This is a genomic window from Pantoea sp. T14, from assembly GCF_036663535.1.
Lineage (GTDB): Bacteria > Pseudomonadota > Gammaproteobacteria > Enterobacterales > Enterobacteriaceae > Pantoea > Pantoea phytostimulans.
On sequence record NZ_JAWUEB010000011.1, the window covers coordinates 197,600 to 216,518 of the forward strand.

Below are 18,919 nucleotides of genomic sequence, written 5' to 3' on the forward strand. Positions count from 1 at the left end.
AGTGTATGAGCGCGCTGAAATGCCGACAAGAGAGAATACTCTGACTCCCGCCACTATTAATCTTTGCTGACCAGGCTTAACGAATTACTGGCAGTAAAACGACAAAAAGCCAACATCCCACAAAGGGAATACGCATCCAAAACGGCAGAACTTTGCTTAAATCGTTATGAGAAGCGCTTTACAGTGAGCGCAATTTTACGCATTGTGAGCGCAATACATTTACAGGATATTATCATGTCGATTGCTCAAGCTACTTTTGGTGAAATCATTGCCCGCCGTGATTGGGAGAATCCGGTGGTGACCTCGCTGCATCGACTGGATGCTCACCCCCCCTTTTCTGGCTGGCGTCATGAACTGGCTGCACGCGATGACCTTCCCTCTCTCGCCATGCAAAACCTCAATGGGCAATGGACATTCAGCTATTTCAGCCAACCAGAAGCAGTTCCGCAGAGCTGGTTGCTACAGGATCTGGCGGATGCAAAAACGTTACCGGTTCCTGCTAACTGGCAAATGCATGGCTACGATGCGCCCATCTATACCAATGTGCAGTATCCCATCCCCGTCAATCCTCCTTATGTTCCTAAAGAGAATCCAACGGGATGCTACTCGCTCACATTCACTATTAACGACGAGTGGCATGGCGCGGGACAAACGCGCATCATCTTCGATGGCGTAAATTCTGCTTTTCACCTCTGGTGCAACGGAAAATGGATAGGTTATTCGCAGGACAGTCGGTTGCCTGCTGAATTTGATCTCAGCTCTGCGCTACAGCCTGGTAAAAATCGCCTTGCGGTGATGGTGTTGCGCTGGAGTGACGGCAGCTATCTGGAAGATCAGGATATGTGGCGCATGAGCGGCATTTTCCGCGATGTCACTTTGCTGCATAAGTCTGAAGTGCATCTGGCAGATGTGCAGCTTGAAACGCAACTCAGCCCGGAGTGCTTTAGCGCCACCCTTTGCGCGCAGGTAAAAGTCGCCCTGCCGTTGGCGTCGCATGAAGATTATCACCTGCGTCTGACGCTGTGGCAGGGCGAACAGCAAATCGCTCAATGTGTGCAAGCGCTGGGCAGCGCGATCATTGATGAGCGTGGACATTATCCCGAACGCGCCCTGCTGCGCTTGCGGGTTGATCAGCCGCGCTTATGGAGCGCCGAAACGCCGCACCTTTATCGCGCCACGTTAGCGTTACTGGATGAGAACGATCAGGTGCTGGATGTGGAAGCGTATGATGTCGGCTTTCGCTCTGTCACCCTTGATAATGGCCTGCTGTGTCTGAACGGCAAGCCGCTGTTGATTCGCGGCACTAACCGTCATGAACATCATCCGGTTACTGGCCAGGTCATTGACGAAGCGTCCATGCGCCGCGATATCGAACTGATGAAGCAGCACAACTTCAACGCTGTACGCTGCTCTCACTATCCTAATCATCCATTGTGGTATCGATTGTGCGATCGCTACGGTTTGTATGTGGTTGATGAAGCCAATATTGAAACCCACGGCATGCAACCGATGAATCGCTTGTCTGACGATCCGCGTTGGTTCGCTGCCTATAGCGAACGTGTTACGCGCATGGTGCAGCGCGATCGTAACCATTGCAGCATCATTATTTGGTCACTGGGAAATGAAGCGGGTCACGGTAGTACACATGATGCGCTCTATCGCTGGGTAAAAAGCGCGGACCCAACGCGTCCGGTGCAATACGAAGGCGGCGGTGCCGACACGGCGGCAACAGACATTATTTGCCCCATGTATGCGCGCGTCGATCAGGATCAACCTTTCCCGGCGGTGCCGAAATGGTCACTGAAAAAGTGGATTAGCCTGCCGGGCGAAACGCGACCGCTGATCTTGTGTGAATACGCGCACGCCATGGGCAACAGCTTGGGCGGATTCGCTAAATACTGGCAAGCCTTCCGCGAGTTTCCTCGGCTACAAGGCGGCTTCGTTTGGGATTGGGTTGATCAAAGTTTGACGCGCTACGATGATCAAGGCCAGTCTTGGCAAGCCTACGGCGGTGATTTTGGCGACAAACCGAATGATCGCCAGTTCTGCATGAACGGTTTGGTTTTTGCCGACCGTACCCCGCATCCCGCGCTGTTCGAAGCGCAGCGTGCTCAGCAGTTTTTCCAGTTCGCCGCGGAGGCGAACAATCCTTTCGCCTTCACCGTAAGCAGTGAATATCTGTTTCGCCACAGCGATAACGAACAGCTTCTGTGGCGCATTGAACAGGCCGGCAAAGTTGTGGCTGAGGGCGATATTGCCTTAGCGATCCCGCCGCAAGGTCAACAACGCATTGAAATCACCCCACCTGACGATTTGCGCGGTGAATGTTGGCTGAATGTCGCGGTGCATCAGATCAACGCAACAAGCTGGGCCGATGCCGGCTGGCGCGTGGCATGGGATCAATGGCCATTGCCAGCGGCGCTGAATTTGCCAACGTCAGATGACATCGGTTATCCGCCAGAGCTGGAATTTAATCACGATCTGGTCTCTGTCAGCCACCAGCAGCAGCGCTGGCATTTTTCACGTCGTAGTGGCGAGCTGGTGCAATGGTTTGTGAATGAGGAAGAGACGCTGCTGTCGCCGCTGCGTGACTGCTTTATTCGCGCGCCGCTGGATAATGATATCGGCACCAGCGAAGCCGATCGCGTTGACCCGAATGCATGGGTTGAGCGGTGGAAAGCGGCGGGCTATGACCAAATGGAAAGCAGCATCGAATCTATGCAGATCGACGCGCTAAAAGATGCGGTGCAAATCGACACGCTTCACAGCTGGCGCGCCAATGGGCAGATCGCTTTTATCAGCCACAAGCGTTATCACATTAATGCCCATGGTGAGATGCAGGTCAGCGTTTCTGTGCAGCAGGCCCCAGGTTTGCCCTCGCCTGCCCGCATCGGTTTGCGTTGTCAATTGAGTCAGATGGCTGAAAAAGTGGAATGGCTGGGTTTGGGCCCGCATGAGAATTATCCCGATCGCCAGCTCGCCGCACAGTTCTCGCGCTGGCAACTGCCTGTAGACTCTCTTTATACGCCCTATGTGTTTCCCAGCGAAAATGGCTTGCGCGGTGGCACGCGGCAGCTCAATGCCGGCAGTTGGCAAGTGAACGGCGATTTTGCTTTCTCGCTGAGCCGCTTTAGCCTTGAGCAATTGCGTGAGGCTTCACATCGCCATCTGCTACAACCTGAAACCGGCTGTTGGCTGCATCTGGATGCTGCGCATATGGGCTTGGGCGGTGACGATTCCTGGAGCCCCAGCGTTAGCCCCGAGTTTTTGCTGACTCAGCAACGCTGGCACTATGTTCTGACGTTTCGTCAACAGGCTGCGGTAAATGGGTTTTTGGCCGACGGTAAAAACGACGCAGGAAAATCACATTAATCAATACCACCATGGCGGTGGCAAAGAAAACCCAACGATAACCGGCCAGCGCGGACACCGCTGCGCCGAGCATCGGCCCAGCCACATTGCCCAGATACATAAAAGATTGGTTATAACCGAAGATGCGGCCGGTAATGTTGTCGCGGGAATGACGTACCAACAGCGTCTGCACCGCAGGCATCATTGCGCCATCGGCAAAACCAAGCAGAAAGCGCAATATGCCCAACTGCGTCGCGTTGGTGACAAACGACATGCCGATAAACAGCAGCAGCGAAATCACCATTGTCGCGAGCAGGATACGCTGCGTGCCGATGCGATCGCCGAGTCGTCCTAAACGCGGAGCAGAGAGCAAAGCGGAAATGCCGGGCAGCGCGGCGATGAAGCCGCTGAGAAAAGCGATGTTTTCTGCGCCAGGGGCCAGTTCGCGAACAAACAACGTTAAGATCGGGTTCACCGACCCGTTACACATTTGAATAACCATGGTGGTGAAGAACAAGCAAAGCATCAACTTAGGATTATCCAGCGTGGCAAAAACCTGCCGGGCGTTGAGCTTGTCCTTTTTACTGATGGGTATGTAGCCGGTTTCTTTAATGAGAAATAACGTGACAAAAAAGCTGATCATTAACAGCACGGCGGTGATGATAAAAACCAGGCGCAGACCCACCCAATCCGCCAGCAATCCGCCAATCAGCGGCCCAAGGATCACACCGCCAATTTGACCGGTTGAGACACAACTCAACGCCCAGCCGCTGCGCTCGCGCGGCACCTGTGCCGCCACCAGCGCCATTGCATTAGGAATGTAACCTGAAGTCAGCCCCATCAAGGCACGCAACAGCAAAAGCTGCCACGCCTGTGTCACAAATGCCTGTAGCAGAATCACCAAACCCATGCCAAACGCGGCGCGCAGCAGCATCAGTTTGCGTCCTTTACGATCCGCCAAACTCCCCCACAGTGGCGCAACGGCGGCGGATACCACAAACGTGATGCTGAATGTCAAACCTGACCACAAACTCAGTGAATCCGCATCTTTGATACCGAGCTGTTCGATATAGAGTGGCAGAAAAGGAATGATCTGGCTGATCGCCAGTCCAGTGAAAAAACAACCAAACCAGACCGAAATCAGGTTTATTTTCCAGGGTTCTAATGAGCGGGGCATGATCAGGTGACTTGCAGGAGATATGAGGAGCCAGTTTAACAACGGCTTAACCGTGCTGAGCGGCAAAACATGGCACGTAATGCAAAACGCGGTTTTCCCCTAAGATTTGCGAATCTGCCTCGTGCATATTTTCTTCCTGTCTGTTTTCTTAGAGAGATTATGTGCAAAAACAATCATTCACTCTTCTGACTATTAATGCCGCAGTCATCACTATGAAAAAATATTTCAGGCTGTTACTGACAATTACGCATGACAGTTCTATGTTTAAAAAACCGCCAGTCTCGTGCGGTGCGTCGGCTATTCTTGCCAGCGCGACGTTCTCATACCGGGTGACGCCAATGTCCCTGCGATCCTGAGAACCCAAACCGCGTTTATGCGCATCGCGCCCTATCGTGATGTGCATGGCGTTGTCTTAGCGGAGGTGGATGATGAGAGTGCAACCAAACAGCGCCAGCCGTGCTATCACCGACTATTTCAACAGCCCTGACTGGAACGCGCCGCCAGAATCCGATCTGCTGGCTGCCATCCTGCGTGAATTAATGGAAGCCGGACAACCTGCCACTAATAAAGCAATTATTGCGCGCGTTATCGATAAGCTGGAGTTTGAAGGGGACGAAAAGCGCCTGCAAAATTATCGTACTTTACTGGCGCAGTTAATTGAAACGCGGCCACAAGAGTAAGTCGCCGCTGGCAGATTATTTCACGCCGCGAAGGGTATCCGCTTCGCTGACGCTGGCTTTACCGCTGCTGCGTTGATAGAGACATAACTCGCGCCCACGCTGATTATTCATGTGCTGTTGCGGATAACGTCCCTGAAGCAGCAAGGCGCTGTAGCCGACGCTGTCGTCATACTCAATTGCCTTTCCGACTACGCTCACCTGCTTGAGGGTGCTGGCCTTGAGACAGGCTTGCTGCATATCCACTTTACTTTGCTGCCACGCAGCGTCGCTGGCGGCCATCGCCAGCGGACTTGCCAACAACATTAATGGCAGGATGATTTTTTTCACATTCGCCTCTTCTACCGACATGAAATCGGATAAAAAAATTCCCGCCGGAGCGGGAATAAACAAGACGAGCATTGCATAACGAGAGTGACGAGGAAATCTCTATCGTGCGGAGCTATCCTCGCCTGCAGCCATGACAGCTTTATGACAATACCCGATATTTTTCACGCTTTAGCCGCAGTAAACCCGACTAATGTTGCCACTCTTGTCTGCCATAAAATTCAGGCGATTGAGTTTGAAATCCATGGTTACCGCCGAGTTGTAGGGAATGGCGCGAACCTGATGATCGAATCGTTGGCTATTCAACGAAGATAACGGCTTGCCGACATAGTCTTGATACTGTGAAGCACCGCAAAGATCGCTTTCTGGATCTTGAGCCACCGCAGCGGTTTCGGGTTTACTGGCTGACTGGCATGCCGTTAAGGCAAAGAAGCCCATCACAACCAGCGCTTTTCCATTATGATTCACGTTTGATCTCCTCTTGGACGTGTTAACCCTGAACCAAAGAGTAGCAAAGCGTGCCCGCAAGCGAAAATCTTGACCAGCAGACTTGTCGCGTTCTTTAAAAAAATGAAAGCGGTAAGGAAAGATAAGTCGTAAAAATTTAAGCGGCCGGGATCACATATTTTCAGAAAAATCGCACTTGCAGTCTAAAAACAGATCACCCAGCCGCTAAAATTACTTAAGACTTTTCTGAGGTAATCATTATGGAACTTGCAATCTTTATTGGCTTCGCTGCCTTGATGACGTTTGTCGCCATTAAAGTTCGTTAAGCCTGCTCCCGGTTGTTCTGGGTTGTTCTCTCCAGAAGCGTGCTGAAGGCTGCGAGTGGCATCGGGCGGCCAAGAAAATAGCCTTGCCCTTCTTCACATGACAGTATTTTAAGCTGATTCAGTTGCGCTTCTGTTTCAATGCCTTCGGCGGTGATGGTGAGTGCAAAAGCACGCGCCAGCGCGATAATGCCAGCGACCACCGATTGCGCCTGCTGCGATTCCGGAAAATCTTTCATCCACGAACGGTCAATTTTCAAGCCGTTAAACGGAAAGGTTTTTAAATAACCCAGCGCGGCATAGCCCGTACCAAAATCATCTACGGTTAAACGTACGCCTAACGAACGCAATCCCTGCATCACTTCTAGCGCTTGCTGCGGATGTTCGAAAGTGACGTTTTCAGTTATTTCCAGTTCCAGCCGCGTTGCGGGCAACCCACTCTCTTTTAACACATTGGCTACCCGCTGCACTAAATCGGTGGTACGAAACTCAATGGGCGAAATGTTAACGGAAACATAACGGTCGCCACCCCACGCCAACGCATCTTCACAGGCTCGCTTCAATACCCAATCGCTGATCGTGGCGATTAAACCATTCTCTTCTGCCAGCGGAATAAATCGATCCGGCGTGATCCATTGATCAGGCGCAGTTTGCCAGCGAATAAGTGCTTCTGCGCCTGCCAGTTGTCCGCCAGAGAGTTGATAACGCGGTTGATAATGCAAACGAAACTCATCATTTTTCAGCGCTCGCTCAATGCGGCGCGCCATATCGCGCTTACTTTCGCGCAAGTTAGCCATTTCATTGGCGTACCAAACCCATTGATTGCGCCCCGATTCGCGGGCTTCATTTAGCGCGATGTCTGACATCCGCAGCAACGCTTCAGGATGGGCAGCATCCTGCGGTGCACAGGCAATACCCATGCTGGCGGTTAAATAGTGAATATGCTGGCCGGTCGTAATCGGCTGCTGAACTTCATGCAGCAGCTGCGCACAGCGTTCATCAACTTTGTCACGATCCCCTTCGCGTAAAATCACGACAAACTCATCACCGCCGAGTCGCGCAGTCAGCTCATGAGGTCCTATACAATTTTTAATGCGCTGCGCCATCTGATTCAACACCAGATCACCCGCAGCGTGGCCCCAGGTTTCATTGATCGGTTTGAACTGATCCAGATCGATACTGATGATGGTGAGCGGAATATCCATGTTGAATTGTTCAAGATGGCTGGTGAGATACTCTTGCAACTGAAGCCGGTTTGGCAACCCGGTTAACACATCATGACGTGACAAGAACTGAATGCGCGCTTCCGCTTCCATGCCTTGAGTAATGTCAGAGACCGTGCCGCGAAAACCGATGCATCTGCCATTGTGCCAGACCGTTTTAGCCACCAACTGACCAATACGACGATCGCCCTGTGCCGACATAAACTGGCAACGCAGCGGCATTTGCTGGGGTTCCGCTTCCTGACGCATCAGCCAGGTCACTAAAGAGTGGCTGGGATGGGTCAGCAAATGGTCGAGGTGTCTTCCTAGCCAAACGCTAATTTCGTGGCCGGTTACGGTGTTGAAGCGAGACGACAAATAGATCAGCCGCCCTTCTTCATCGGTTTCCCAAATCCAGTCTGAAGCCGCTTCTGCCAGGTCACGAAAACGCGCCTCGCTGCTTGCCAACTCCTGCTGGCTGACCGCTAACATGGCGAATCGGCGATCGGATAATATTGCGTTGTGAAGCGCATGGCGGCTTACCCGACGAGTAATCCACGCGATGATGATGCCCATGATTAACAGCAACGGTAGCAGAAACCAGATCAACCCCATGCCGGGCATTTTTGGCGTCCAGCGTAAGACTAGCGGCTCGCCACCCGGCACCTCTTCCACCATTCGCGGCTCAATTTTGGCATCGACTTCGTTTTTGGCAAAACGCGGACTACTTACGCCAAGCGTGTCGCCTAACGCTTTTAGCTTGGCAGGCGTGAACACATTGACGAAAACCATCACTGATGGTGGCCCCGCTTTTTGCGGCAAGCCGGGCACTTTACCGGTGGTGATTGGCGCGGCGACGATAATAGCCGGCTGTCCATTCACCAGTGCATTGCGTGCTACCGCCGCATTATTCAATAAGCGTGCGTGGGCAATCAGCATCCGGCTGCTTTTTCCTATCCAGGCTTCCAGCGAAACAGAACTCAGCTTACCGTCGATGACTGAATAGGTGGTGTGATCGTTGCCATCGACAACAAAAACGCCTTCATAATGGTATTCCTCATACAAACCCGGACCGAAGTTCTCTTCATCGAAGGCCCAGACTCTATTCATCGTGATGTGCAGATTACGCCAGGCTTCGCCCCAGAAAGCGTAATCGCGGATGTCAGTTATCATCGCCTCTTTACGCCCTTCCCACGCTTGCTGCATCAATATCTGATCGTGTTCAACAGATAACTTGTTTTGATGCTGGGCAATGGTCAGCACCATCAGCATGGAAAGAAGCAATACGCCGAACAACAGCAGTGTAAGCGTGCGTAGACTCCGCCGCGTAAAGCGAACAGTGCGATCTTCTGCTCCGTTTATAAAAGGACGCAGCTGCGGTTGCTGAGGTACAAAAGTCATTAAGAAAGCTCACAACAAAGCGAAAAGTTCGGTTCGGGATTCTGCCTGACAGCAAACTATGCTGACTTACCCGAATTCATTTCCTCAGTTATCGGCTCGGTGTGCTTGCGGTTTAGCCTAATAAGGTAAATTTGCGTACAAATATTGTCTTGTTGGGTGACTCGACAGCGATCAGGCGCGTTGTTACTATGCGCTAACCTTCGCTGGCTGGGTCGCTTATGAACACCAATTCCGACAGAGTGGCGCTGACGCTGTTTTACGTCGGCAGCTTTGTGGTCTATTACCTCGTGACTATGCTTATCACGCTGTTTCCTAATTATGGCGTGCTGCGTAATGACGGCTTATTGGTGCCGGTGCTCTGCCTGTTTGAATTTGCCGTGATCTATCCGCTTTATCGCTTCTATTGCCAACGTCGTAGCGACCTGCCGCTGGGCGAATTACGTCCGCTGCAAACGCTGCTGTTTATTGGCGTACTGTTTATTTTAATGGCGGCGCAAACCCAATTTTTGCAGCCGGAAGGTTGGCTGGTTGAGCAGGCGCAGCAAGGACGTAATTCGCTGCTGATTTTGTTGCTGACGGCGGTGCTGTTAGCACCGGTGTTTGAGGAAGTCCTGTTTCGTGGATTTCTGTTACAGGCATTTTTGCTGTGGGCACCACGCAGTCGCTTTGCCTGCATGTTGCTGACTTCACTGCTGTTCGCCATGATGCACACTCAGTATGTTCACTGGGAAACCATTATCGCGCTGACACTGTTTTCGCTGTTATTATGTTACGCCCGCCTGCGCAGCAACAGCCTGGCGCTGCCCATTTTCCTGCACACGCTAAACAATCTTATCGCGCTGCTTCCTGCCTGGTATTTCTCAGGTTAACGCTTTCACCGCTCAGGGTGATAATGCCTCGTCGACACGTTTGTCTATACTGGAACAGTAAAAGGGATATTAAGCACCACAGTCCGGACCACCAGACCGTGTAAAGGAGTCGAGCCATGTTGATAGGATTTGTATTGTTAGTCAGTGCTTGCGGCCATGATGCCTGTGATGCTTTACCGGTATCGGAACGGATTTATCCAACAAAAATCGATTGCGAACAGATGGCAAATCGCATTCATAAAGTACGGCCTAATGTGGTCCTGCTTTGTGGTGAAGTGCATCGTTAATGCAGGGCCAAAAATAACAAAGCGCAGCCGTTAAGTTGCAAGGTGGCGCTTTAGCGTACAAAATATAAGCTATTGTTCACTATTATCGTTGTGAATCCCATGAAAACATCACGCCCCCGTCGTCCAAACGGACGCTGGGTCTATTACATTTTGTATGACGGCATATTGTGGCCGTGCCCCGTTCGCTGGGAGTGGGAAAGCGGCTACGGCGGCTGGCTGCCTTTTTATTACTCACCGACATTTGAATTTGTGGCGGGCGATCCCAATAAGGCGTATCGCATTGCACGCAGTGACGTCCGTACTAAGCGTCGCGAAACGGAATATGTGTAGAGAGGATTACTGCCATTCCCACGGCAGCCAGGATGCTGTCAGTAAGTAATGAATGAGTTCGAGCAGCAAGACAACCATCACTAATACGCCCAGTTTATGGTTACAAACCCATGATTTTAGGCCCATATCATCGCTGCCCAACGAATCAGCATTAACGCACCGCAGATACAAAGCAGAACCAGCACCATTTTCCAATACTTCTTCGCAGCCAAATATCGCGCCACCTTTATTTTCCTCTCAGCCAGAAAGCAAAAGATGCGCCCAAAGGCGCATCTGTTACGGTCAGTATCAGGACCGCGCTGATTTAGCATAACGCTCACGCCGTTAAAAGGCGACCCGCGTTACAGGCTTAGTTATTCAGGGTGTAGTCGAGAGTAATCTCAGCATTCAGAACCTGTGAAACTGGGCAGCCCGCTTTAGCTTTATTGATGATTTCATCAAATGTTGCGTTATCAATGCCTGGCAGTTCGATGGTGCTGGTCAGCGCCACCTTGGTGATCGCAAAACCTTCACCTTTCTTATCAAGAGAAACATCCGCCGTGGTATCAATGCTTTTCGGCGGAAAACCTGCTTCGCCTAACATCAGCGATAAAGCCATAGAGAAACACGCTGCGTGTGCAGCACCGATTAGCTCTTCTGGATTCGTGCCTTTTTCACCTTCAAAACGGGTTTTGAAACCATAAGGTTGCTGGCTCAGCACGCCACTCTCAGTGCTTACAGTCCCTTTTCCCTTGATATCGCCTTCCCAATGCGCCGAACCTTTCTTATGAATGGTCATGTCATTCCTCCTGTTGGTAAAGAGGGTAAGTATAGACAATACATTCGATTTCGCCGGATCAGCTCACCGCACGCGGGCGAGCAGGTATGACTTGCTCATTGAGCAGCGCATTGGCCTGCACCAGTGAATCGCGGGTAATTTCACCGATCGATTTTGCGCCGGTCAGCGTCATCGCTACCCGCATCTCTTTCTCAATCAGGTTGAGCAGATTCTCCACGCCGCGCTGTCCGTGTGTTGCCAGCGCATAGATAAAGGCGCGGCCCAGCAGTACGGTATCTGCGCCTAACGCAATCATGCGTACCACATCAAGACCACTGCGGATGCCGCTATCGGCCAGAATCGCGATGTCACCTTTTACCGCATCGGCGATAGCAGGTAGCGCACGCGCCGAGGAGAGCACGCCATCAAGCTGGCGTCCGCCGTGGTTAGACACCACAATGCCATCCGCGCCAAAGCGCACCGCATCACGCGCATCTTCGGGGTCAAGTATCCCTTTAATCACCATCGGGCCATCCCAGAATTCACGAATCCACTCCAGATCCTTCCATGAAATAGAGGGATCAAAGTTGTTCGCCAGCCAGCCGATATAATCTTCCAGGCCGGTGGGTTTGCCGAGATAGGTAGAAATATTCCCGAGATCGTGCGGACGCCCCTGCATGCCGACATCCCACGCCCATTGTGGGTGCGTCACGGCTTGCCAGTAGCGACGCAGCGCCGCATGGTTGCCGCTCATGCCCGAATGCGCATCACGGTAGCGTGCGCCCGGTGTTGGCATATCCACGGTGAACACCAGCGTGGAACAACCTGCAGCTTTGGCTCGCTCCAACGCGTTACGCATAAAGCCACGATCGCGCAGCACATAGAGCTGGAACCACATCGGACGATTAATTGCCGGTGCCACCTCTTCAATCGGGCAGACGGAAACGGTCGATAAGGTAAAGGGAATGCCTTTCAGCGCCGCAGCGCGGGCAGCCTGCACTTCGCCGCGCCGTGCATACATGCCGCATAAACCCACCGGTGCCAGCGCGACCGGCATCGACAACGTTTCATTAAACAATTTGGTTTCAAGACTGAGATCAGACATGTTTTTTAAAATGCGCTGTCTTAGCGCAACGTCAGCCAGATCGTCCACATTGCGGCGCAGCGTGTGTTCGGCATAAGCGCCGCCATCAAGATAGTGAAACAGGAACGGCGGCAGAATACGTTGCGCGGCGGCGCGATAGTCACTGGCAGCAGAGATGATCATGAGTCGTTTTCCTTACGGTTGCTGAATTCGTTGCCCGGCAAGCGGGTTATGCGAGCCTGCCGCGCTTCATCTTCGTGCAGGCCCTTCATCGTGGTATGAACAAAGCCGAGATGCTGCATCGCCGCTTGCTGCGCCGCTTCAGCGTCACCGGCGAGAATGGCGTTGAGAATGGCCTGATGTTGTTCAGTCAGACGGGCGAAAATCACCGGCTGGATATACATCCGCTGGCGGCTTTGCATCACCGATGATTGCAACAAGTCAAAAAAGCCGCGCATGGTTTGTAGCAGCACCACGTTATGCGAAGCCTCCGCAATCGCCAGATGAAAGCGTACGTCAGCTTGTGCTGCGAGATCGGGATCGTCGCTTTCGGTCATTTTGAGCGTGGCGTCAAACGCATATTGCAGCTTCTCTTTGTCGGATTCGGTCGCGCGTAATGCCGCATGCCAGGCCGTGCTGGCTTCAATCGCGTGACGCGCTTCGAGAATGTCATAACGGTAATCGGGATCGTCCGCCAGTAACTGGCGAATAGGCGCAACGATGCGCTGTTCCGACCACGGCGCAAGCTGCTGACGCAGCCAGGTTCCCCCGCCGCGTCGGCTGATCAACATACCGCTGCTGATCAGCTGCTGGATCGCCTCACGCAGAGATGATCGCGAAACGCCCAGTTCGGCAGATAACTGCCGCTCGGCAGGCAGACGCATGCCGGGTTCCAGCTGATGTTCGTTGATATACGCCTTTAGCCGTACCACCAGATGGGCCGCCAGCGGCGGCGAGTTCGCAGTCATGGAATCATCCACGGGAAGATGTAAGCCTGCAGCGTGGTAATGACGCCTACCATGCAGGTAAAGATGAGGCTGTGTTTAACCGTAAAGCGGAACAGATCGGACTCTTTACCGACCAGGCCCACTGCGGCGCAGGCGATGGCGATCGATTGAGGAGAAATCATCTTCCCGGTGACGCCACCAGTGGTGTTGGCGGCAACCAGCAACACATCTGAAACGCCAATCTGTTGCGCGGTAGTGGCTTGTAATGCGGCGAATAGCGCATTTGAGGAGGTATCTGATCCGGTAAGGAAGACGCCCAACCAACCCAAAAACGGTGAGAAAAAGGTAAAGGCTTGCCCCGTATGCGCCAGCGCTAAGGCCAGCGTGGCCGACAGGCCGGAATAGTTGGAGATAAAAGCAAACGCCAGCACCATGCCAATCGAGTAAATCGGTAATGCCAACTCTTTTAAGGTCTCGCCGAACGTCTGAATAGCCGCTTTCGGCTTCATACGCAGGTAAGCAATCGCCACAATCGCTGCCAGCAAAATGGCGGTGCCGGTGGCAGAAACGATGTCGAATTTAAAGATTGCCGGATAGGACGTGGCACTGTTCACTACGGGTGGCATGCGTTCCACCAGCGCATTCAGCAGCGGCACCGGCACGCTGAAGACCCAATCCGCTAGCGCCCCGCCTTTGGCAAACAGCGCTTTGAAGGGCGGAATGCTCCATAACGTTACGGTCGCGGTGAGAAACAAGAAAGGCATCCAGGCGCGGATCACCTGCCCAGCGCTGTATTTTTTGCGGGTCAGATCCTGATCAACCATCGATGCGCCAACATCGTTAAAACGAAAGATGCGAACCGGCTTCCAGCGACGCAGGAACAAGGTTAAACAGACCAGCGACGCCAGCGAAGAGATGATGTCTGGCAGTTCCGGGCCAAGGAAATTAGAGCTAAGAAACTGAGCAATCGCAAAGGATCCGCCCGCCACCAGCACCGCAGGCCAGGTTTCTTTGACGCCACGCCAACCATCCATGATCGCCATAATCCAGAACAGAACGATGATGGTCAGTAACGGCAATTGGCGGCCGGCCATTTGCCCGATGGCGAAACTGTCTAGTCCGGTAACCTGCCCGGCAACAATAATTGGAATTCCCATCGCACCAAATGCCACCGGCGCGGTGTTAACGATCAGGCATAAACCGGCGGCATACAGCGGATTGAATCCCAGGCCGACCAGTAGCGCAGCGGTGATCGCAACCGGCGCGCCAAAACCTGCAGCGCCTTCTAAAAACGCGCCAAACGAGAAACCGACAATCAGCATTTGCAGCCGTTGATCTGGCGTGATCGATAAGATCGAGGCGCGAATAATGTCAAACTGCCCGGTTTTTACCGAAATTTTGTAGACGAATACTGCCGCAACAATGATCCACGCAATCGGCCACAGACCATATAAAAAGCCATATCCCACCGACGCTAACGCTTGCCCGATTGGCATACGATAAAGAAACAGCGCTACCAGCAGCGCCAGACCCACGGTGATGGTCGCGGCGACATAGCCTTTCAGCTTCAGTTTTATCAGCGCGAAAAAGAAAAACAGAATCGGGATCAGCGCAACCAGGCTAGATAGCCAAATATTGCCGAGCGGATCATAATTTTGTTGCCACATCTGCATGCGGGTATCTCCAGAGGAAAGCCAGAAAATCGTGCACATAGGTTGTAGGGTGCGCACGCTAGCCTCTTTAACATCTTTTTTGGTCAGACCACATTTAAGATGCTGAGGCTTATTGGCAACAGATGGTTAATGTTTTGTTAACTTCAGGCAATAAAAAAGCCGTGAATTTTCCTGTTCTGTGAAGCAGGAAAATTTTTCGGCTTAATTGGTAGGACCAAAAAATTACTTTTCTGGGAAAGCGTGCGGATAACTGCGTGGATGGAAACAGAGGTTTAACACAATCAACAGCAGCGTCACCGCACCTTGCATCAACCAAACGCTGGCAAAGCTGTGGGTTAATGTATGCAACTGTCCGGCGATAAACGGCATACAACCTGCGATAATGAATCCCACGCCTTGCATAAATGCCACCAGACGTGCCCCCGCCTGGGGATGAGACAGATGATCCAGCGCCAGTACCAAGGCTAACGGAAAGGCGCCGCCCAGACCGAATCCCGATACGCCTGCCCAGATCCACGGTGCGGCCTGCGGGGCAAACAGAAATCCCATCATGCCGCAGAACTGCATGCCCAATGCCAGCAGCAATAATGGCCGACGATCGGCTCCGCGAGCCAGCAGCGGTAGCAACAATGCCCCGGCCACCTGACAGCTGATCATCATAGCAAGCAAGCTGCCGCCCGCCTGCGCGCTCCAGCCCTGTTGATGATAGAAATCGGGTAGCCACGCGACGCAGATGGCATACCCGCCATTGACCAATCCAAAGCTCAGCGCCAGCGTCCACGCCCGCGTTTTGCGCCACAGTGCAGGCATTGCCCGCTGCGTAGATTTCTCCGGCGCGGCAGTGGGAATAAACAGCCACAACAGCACCGCGCACAGCGTCGGTATCGCCCAACTGCTTAACGCACCTTGCCACCCCATCTGTGCGCTCAGCCACGGCGTTAAGGCGGCAGCCAGGCCGCCACCGCCCATCAACGCTCCAGCCCATAAACCCGTAATCGCTGCGCTGCGCTCACCAAAGCGCTGGCGAATCAATCCCGGCATCGCCATTTGCACCACACCAATGCCTAATCCACCCGGAATGGTGCTAAAGACTAATAGACTGCCCTGAGTGATAAACAGGCGGCTGAAAGTCGCCAAACTCAGTAACATCAATCCGCCTGTCAGCAATTTACGGACAGCGATGCGCTGCATTAAGGGCGCGCTTAACAGCGCAATCGCTCCCATCATCATCATGGGTATAGCGGGCAGTAAAGACGCGGCTAATGGCGTCAGCCCAATGGTCTGACGTAACTGGCCGAGCAACGGACTCACCGAGGTCATTAAAGGGCGCATATTCAGGCCCGCCAATACCAACGCGATAAGCATCATCATTTCTGTCTGTCGTTTCATCCACAACTCAAATAATTAAAGATTGCCAGCCTGACAGCGCTGGTTACTATTTGGAAATTAAATATTGCTCTAATTGATAGTGGGAAAATGAATCGACAGCCGATGTTTACGCCTCAACAGTTGTTAAGTTTTGTTGCCGTTTGCGAAACCACCAGCTTTACCCGCGCTGCCGATCGTGTGCATTTGTCGCAATCCACTGTGAGTCAGCAAGTGCGGCGGCTGGAAGAAATGGTAGGTAAAGCGTTACTGGAACGCTCTTCGCATCAGGTGCAGATTACCGAAGAAGGTGAAAAGCTGCTGGGCTATGCCCGGCGCATCATTGCACTGAACGGCGAAGCGCATGACGTATTAAGCGACAAATGGCGTGACGGCGTGCTACGTCTTGGTGTGCCGGAAGATTTTGCCGCACCTACCGCAGGATTGTTAGCCGCTTTCAGTCGTCAACATCCGCATTTACGACTCGATGTGATGAGCGGCATGCACGTTGAATTGCGCCGTGCGTGGCAGCGTGAGGAGCTGGACATCATGCTGATCAAACAGCCTTACGGCGAACGTCCACTGGCGGCGCGCCCGGAACCCTTGCTCTGGCTCGACAGCGCCGCCTATCCCTGTTTTGAACAAACGCCAGTGCCGCTGGTGCTGTTTCCTCAGCAGGGTTTGTACCGTGAAGAGATGTGCCAGACGCTGGATGCGATGGACCGCAGTTGGCGTATTGGTTATAGCAGCGCGAGTCTGGTTGCTTTGGCGGCAGCGAGCGCACAAGGCTTGGGGTTAACCCTGTTGCCCGCCAGCTGTCGTTTACCCGAACATCGGGTGCTAGGGCGCGAACAGGGTTTGCCGGAGATCGATATTTTTGAGCTGGCGCTGTTTTGCCGTCATCCCGAAGAGAATTTGCAGTATCAACTGGCGCAGGCTTTGGTCGATTTCGGCCAGCTGAGCTGGCAGTGATTTTTCAAATAGCCAGCAGTGGAAAATAGCGCAGCGGCCGTCGCCAGCTTTTGTCAGATTAAGACTCTCTTTTTTGCAGGAGCCTCTGATGACTATTTCCCCTTCTTCAAGCCGTCGTGAATTTCTTGGTAACGGCGTACGCTGGGCAGCCGCAGGGAGTTTGCTGGCTGCTGGCATGAGCCAGACCAGTTTTGCCGCCAATACGACATCTCACTCGCCAGCTGCTTTGCCCAGTACCGATCACTATTTACTGCGGAATGTTCGCCTTGAAGAAGGCTTTGAGCGTGAAGGCGAAGAGATCGTTGCGACTAAAACTGGGCTGTATGACATCAGCATCCGTGATGGTAAATTTGATCAGTTACACCCAGCCGGTCAGGGTGACGCTTCACTGACGGCCTGGGATGCGCAAGGTGCGCTATTGCTGCCCTCCACTCACGATATGCATATCCATCTCGATAAAACATTTTATGGCGGCCCGTGGCGGGCACCGCGTCCACGTCAGGGCAAAACCATTATGGATATGATTGCCCGTGAGCAGGTATTGATCCCGCAGTTACTGCCCACCTCAGTCGCGCGAGCAGAAAGTCTGATTGCCTTGTTGCAATCCAAGGGTTCGACTCAGGCACGCAGCCATTGCAATATCGACCCGGTCAGCGGTCTGAAAAGCCTGGAGCATCTCCAAACCGCGCTGGCGAAGCACCCTGAATTTCCCTGCGAAATCGTGGCATTTCCGCAGCACGGTTTATTGCATTCGCAGGTCGATGGATTGATGCGTGAAGCGATGCAGCACGGCGTGCAGTATGTCGGCGGACTGGATCCGACGAATGTCGATGGCGCGATGGAAAAGTCGCTGGATGCGATGTTCCAGATCGCGCTCGATTTCCAACGCGGCGTGGATATCCACCTGCATGAAACCTCGCCAGCCGGCGTTGCGGCGATTCGCTATATGATCGATACCGTGGCAAAGAACCCGGCGCTGAAAGGCAAAGTGACCATCAGTCACGGCTTTGCGCTGGCGACGCTGGAAGGCGCTGAGCTGGATAAAATGATTCAAGGGTTGGTTGAGCAGCAATTTAGCGTGGCGTCGACGCTGCCGATTGGCAAGCTGACCATGCCGATTCCGCAGTTACAGGCAGCGGGCGTCAAGGTGATGACCGGCACCGACAGCGTGGTCGATCACTGGTCGCCGTTTGGCACCGGCAGTATGTTGGAAAAAGCCAATCTCTATGCGCAGCTCTATCGTGGTTCGGATGAGTTTTCACTGACGCGTGCACTGGCGATTGCGACCAATGATTTGCTGCCGCTGTCAGCAGAAGGTCAACGTCAATGGCCACAGCAAGGTGATGACGCCAATATGATGATAGTTGCCGCGAGCTGCTCAGCTGAAGCCGTTGCGCGCATCTCGCCAGTGGTTGCCACCTTCTCACGCGGCAAAGCGGTGTTCGCACTGCAACACGTTTAATTGCTCCAATGCTCAACGCAGTTACAACGCGAAAGATGACGGGTATGACGATCAGATACCCTAAATAATTCGTGTTGCAGCAAGGCGGCAAGCGTGTGAGTCCCCGGGAGCTTACGCCGGTAAGTGACCGGGGTGAGCACGTGCAGCCAACGCTGCTGCAGCGCGAAGCATGACGCTCAGATACCCTAAAAAATTCGTGTTGCAGCAAGGCGGCAAGCGTGTGAGTCCCCGGGAGCTTACGCCGGTAAGTGACCGGGGTGAGCACGTG

General features: G+C 53.1%; 17 protein-coding genes. 7 read left to right on the forward strand and 10 right to left on the reverse strand.

From position 1 onward, the window contains the following. Window positions 1-234: 234 nt before the first annotated feature. On the forward strand, window positions 235-3,372 hold the full coding sequence (locus tag SC127_RS04665) for a beta-galactosidase (protein WP_332625437.1): 3,138 nt from the start codon (window positions 235-237) through the stop codon (window positions 3,370-3,372). Here SC127_RS04665 and SC127_RS04670 read toward each other — a convergent pair. Then, a complete protein-coding gene (locus SC127_RS04670) occupies window positions 3,254-4,528 on the reverse strand; it encodes a multidrug efflux MFS transporter (protein ID WP_243078441.1) in 1,275 nt (424 codons plus the stop codon). The two genes, SC127_RS04665 and SC127_RS04670, sit on opposite strands and share 119 nt — an antisense overlap. Window positions 4,529-4,956: 428 nt before the next feature. On the opposite strand from SC127_RS04670, the gene SC127_RS04675 reads away from it, so the two are divergent. Then, window positions 4,957-5,208: a biofilm development regulator YmgB/AriR family protein gene (locus SC127_RS04675; protein ID WP_215848328.1), complete on the forward strand. Its 252-nt coding sequence runs from the start codon at window positions 4,957-4,959 to the stop codon at window positions 5,206-5,208. A 15-nt stretch (window positions 5,209-5,223) separates the two neighbouring features. Here SC127_RS04675 and SC127_RS04680 read toward each other — a convergent pair whose 3' ends face one another. The 3 genes from SC127_RS04680 to SC127_RS04690 form a co-directional block, all read right to left on the reverse strand. Next, the gene (locus SC127_RS04680) at window positions 5,224-5,535 is read right to left on the reverse strand and encodes a hypothetical protein (protein WP_243078442.1); all 312 of its coding nucleotides are present in this window, start codon (window positions 5,533-5,535) and stop codon (window positions 5,224-5,226) included. Window positions 5,536-5,703: 168 nt separating this feature from the next. Next, complete coding sequence (locus tag SC127_RS04685; RefSeq protein WP_332625439.1) at window positions 5,704-6,000, reverse strand: I78 family peptidase inhibitor; 297 nt, start codon at window positions 5,998-6,000, stop codon at window positions 5,704-5,706. A gap of 301 nt (window positions 6,001-6,301) precedes the next feature. After that, entirely contained in the window at window positions 6,302-8,905 is a 2,604-nt protein-coding gene (locus SC127_RS04690; protein ID WP_332625441.1) for a bifunctional diguanylate cyclase/phosphodiesterase, read from the reverse strand. A gap of 218 nt (window positions 8,906-9,123) precedes the next feature. Here SC127_RS04690 and SC127_RS04695 point away from each other — a divergent pair, with 218 nt between their 5' ends. From SC127_RS04695 to SC127_RS04705, 3 genes are all read left to right on the forward strand, one after another. After that, complete coding sequence (locus tag SC127_RS04695) at window positions 9,124-9,774, forward strand: CPBP family intramembrane glutamic endopeptidase (protein ID WP_215847495.1); 651 nt, start codon at window positions 9,124-9,126, stop codon at window positions 9,772-9,774. Window positions 9,775-9,890: 116 nt separating this feature from the next. Beyond that, window positions 9,891-10,061, forward strand: coding sequence for a hypothetical protein (locus SC127_RS04700; RefSeq protein WP_215847496.1), 171 nt, complete (start codon window positions 9,891-9,893; stop codon window positions 10,059-10,061). 99 nt (window positions 10,062-10,160) lie between these two features. Further along, window positions 10,161-10,391: a hypothetical protein gene (locus tag SC127_RS04705; protein WP_215847497.1), complete on the forward strand. Its 231-nt coding sequence runs from the start codon at window positions 10,161-10,163 to the stop codon at window positions 10,389-10,391. Between the two features lie 116 nt (window positions 10,392-10,507). On the opposite strand, the gene yniD is transcribed toward SC127_RS04705, so the two are convergent. The 6 genes from yniD to SC127_RS04735 all read right to left on the reverse strand — a co-directional run bounded on the left by yniD (window position 10,508) and on the right by SC127_RS04735 (window position 16,241). Next, the gene (gene yniD / locus SC127_RS04710) at window positions 10,508-10,615 is read right to left on the reverse strand and encodes a small membrane protein YniD (RefSeq protein ID WP_243078445.1); all 108 of its coding nucleotides are present in this window, start codon (window positions 10,613-10,615) and stop codon (window positions 10,508-10,510) included. Window positions 10,616-10,740: 125 nt separating this feature from the next. Further along, complete coding sequence (locus tag SC127_RS04715; protein WP_215847498.1) at window positions 10,741-11,169, reverse strand: OsmC family protein; 429 nt, start codon at window positions 11,167-11,169, stop codon at window positions 10,741-10,743. Window positions 11,170-11,227: 58 nt separating this feature from the next. Next, a complete protein-coding gene (gene lldD, locus SC127_RS04720; RefSeq protein ID WP_215847499.1) occupies window positions 11,228-12,415 on the reverse strand; it encodes an FMN-dependent L-lactate dehydrogenase LldD in 1,188 nt (395 codons plus the stop codon). Continuing rightward, window positions 12,412-13,200 (reverse strand): transcriptional regulator LldR, encoded by a 789-nt coding sequence (gene lldR / locus SC127_RS04725; protein ID WP_332625445.1) that lies wholly within the window; start codon window positions 13,198-13,200, stop codon window positions 12,412-12,414. Before lldR ends, lldD begins: the two co-directional genes overlap by 4 nt. Next, entirely contained in the window at window positions 13,197-14,852 is a 1,656-nt protein-coding gene (lldP, locus tag SC127_RS04730) for an L-lactate permease (RefSeq protein ID WP_332625447.1), read from the reverse strand. Before lldP ends, lldR begins: the two co-directional genes overlap by 4 nt. A gap of 222 nt (window positions 14,853-15,074) precedes the next feature. After that, window positions 15,075-16,241: a cyanate transporter gene (locus SC127_RS04735; RefSeq protein ID WP_332625450.1), complete on the reverse strand. Its 1,167-nt coding sequence runs from the start codon at window positions 16,239-16,241 to the stop codon at window positions 15,075-15,077. An 87-nt stretch (window positions 16,242-16,328) separates the two neighbouring features. Here SC127_RS04735 and SC127_RS04740 point away from each other — a divergent pair, with 87 nt between their 5' ends. Further along, entirely contained in the window at window positions 16,329-17,189 is an 861-nt protein-coding gene (locus SC127_RS04740; protein WP_215847501.1) for a LysR family transcriptional regulator, read from the forward strand. A gap of 88 nt (window positions 17,190-17,277) precedes the next feature. After that, entirely contained in the window at window positions 17,278-18,651 is a 1,374-nt protein-coding gene (locus tag SC127_RS04745) for an amidohydrolase (protein WP_332625452.1), read from the forward strand. Window positions 18,652-18,919 lie beyond the last annotated feature (268 nt).

Excerpts from the sequence above, each read along its gene's own strand:
- lldD (WP_215847499.1), bottom strand. The coding sequence starts at position 12,415 with ATGATCATCTCTGCTGCCAGTGACTATCGCGCCGCCGCGCAACGTATT.
- SC127_RS04715 (WP_215847498.1), bottom strand. The coding sequence starts at position 11,169 with ATGACCATTCATAAGAAAGGTTCGGCGCATTGGGAAGGCGATATCAAG.
- SC127_RS04740 (WP_215847501.1), top strand. The coding sequence starts at position 16,329 with ATGAATCGACAGCCGATGTTTACGCCTCAACAGTTGTTAAGTTTTGTT.
- SC127_RS04665 (WP_332625437.1), top strand. The coding sequence starts at position 235 with ATGTCGATTGCTCAAGCTACTTTTGGTGAAATCATTGCCCGCCGTGAT.
- SC127_RS04705 (WP_215847497.1), top strand. The coding sequence starts at position 10,161 with ATGAAAACATCACGCCCCCGTCGTCCAAACGGACGCTGGGTCTATTAC.
- SC127_RS04745 (WP_332625452.1), top strand. The coding sequence starts at position 17,278 with ATGACTATTTCCCCTTCTTCAAGCCGTCGTGAATTTCTTGGTAACGGC.
- lldR (WP_332625445.1), bottom strand. The coding sequence starts at position 13,200 with ATGACTGCGAACTCGCCGCCGCTGGCGGCCCATCTGGTGGTACGGCTA.
- SC127_RS04675 (WP_215848328.1), top strand. The coding sequence starts at position 4,957 with ATGAGAGTGCAACCAAACAGCGCCAGCCGTGCTATCACCGACTATTTC.
- SC127_RS04670 (WP_243078441.1), bottom strand. The coding sequence starts at position 4,528 with ATGCCCCGCTCATTAGAACCCTGGAAAATAAACCTGATTTCGGTCTGG.
- lldP (WP_332625447.1), bottom strand. The coding sequence starts at position 14,852 with ATGCAGATGTGGCAACAAAATTATGATCCGCTCGGCAATATTTGGCTA.
- SC127_RS04695 (WP_215847495.1), top strand. The coding sequence starts at position 9,124 with ATGAACACCAATTCCGACAGAGTGGCGCTGACGCTGTTTTACGTCGGC.
- SC127_RS04735 (WP_332625450.1), bottom strand. The coding sequence starts at position 16,241 with ATGAAACGACAGACAGAAATGATGATGCTTATCGCGTTGGTATTGGCG.
- SC127_RS04690 (WP_332625441.1), bottom strand. The coding sequence starts at position 8,905 with ATGACTTTTGTACCTCAGCAACCGCAGCTGCGTCCTTTTATAAACGGA.
- SC127_RS04700 (WP_215847496.1), top strand. The coding sequence starts at position 9,891 with ATGTTGATAGGATTTGTATTGTTAGTCAGTGCTTGCGGCCATGATGCC.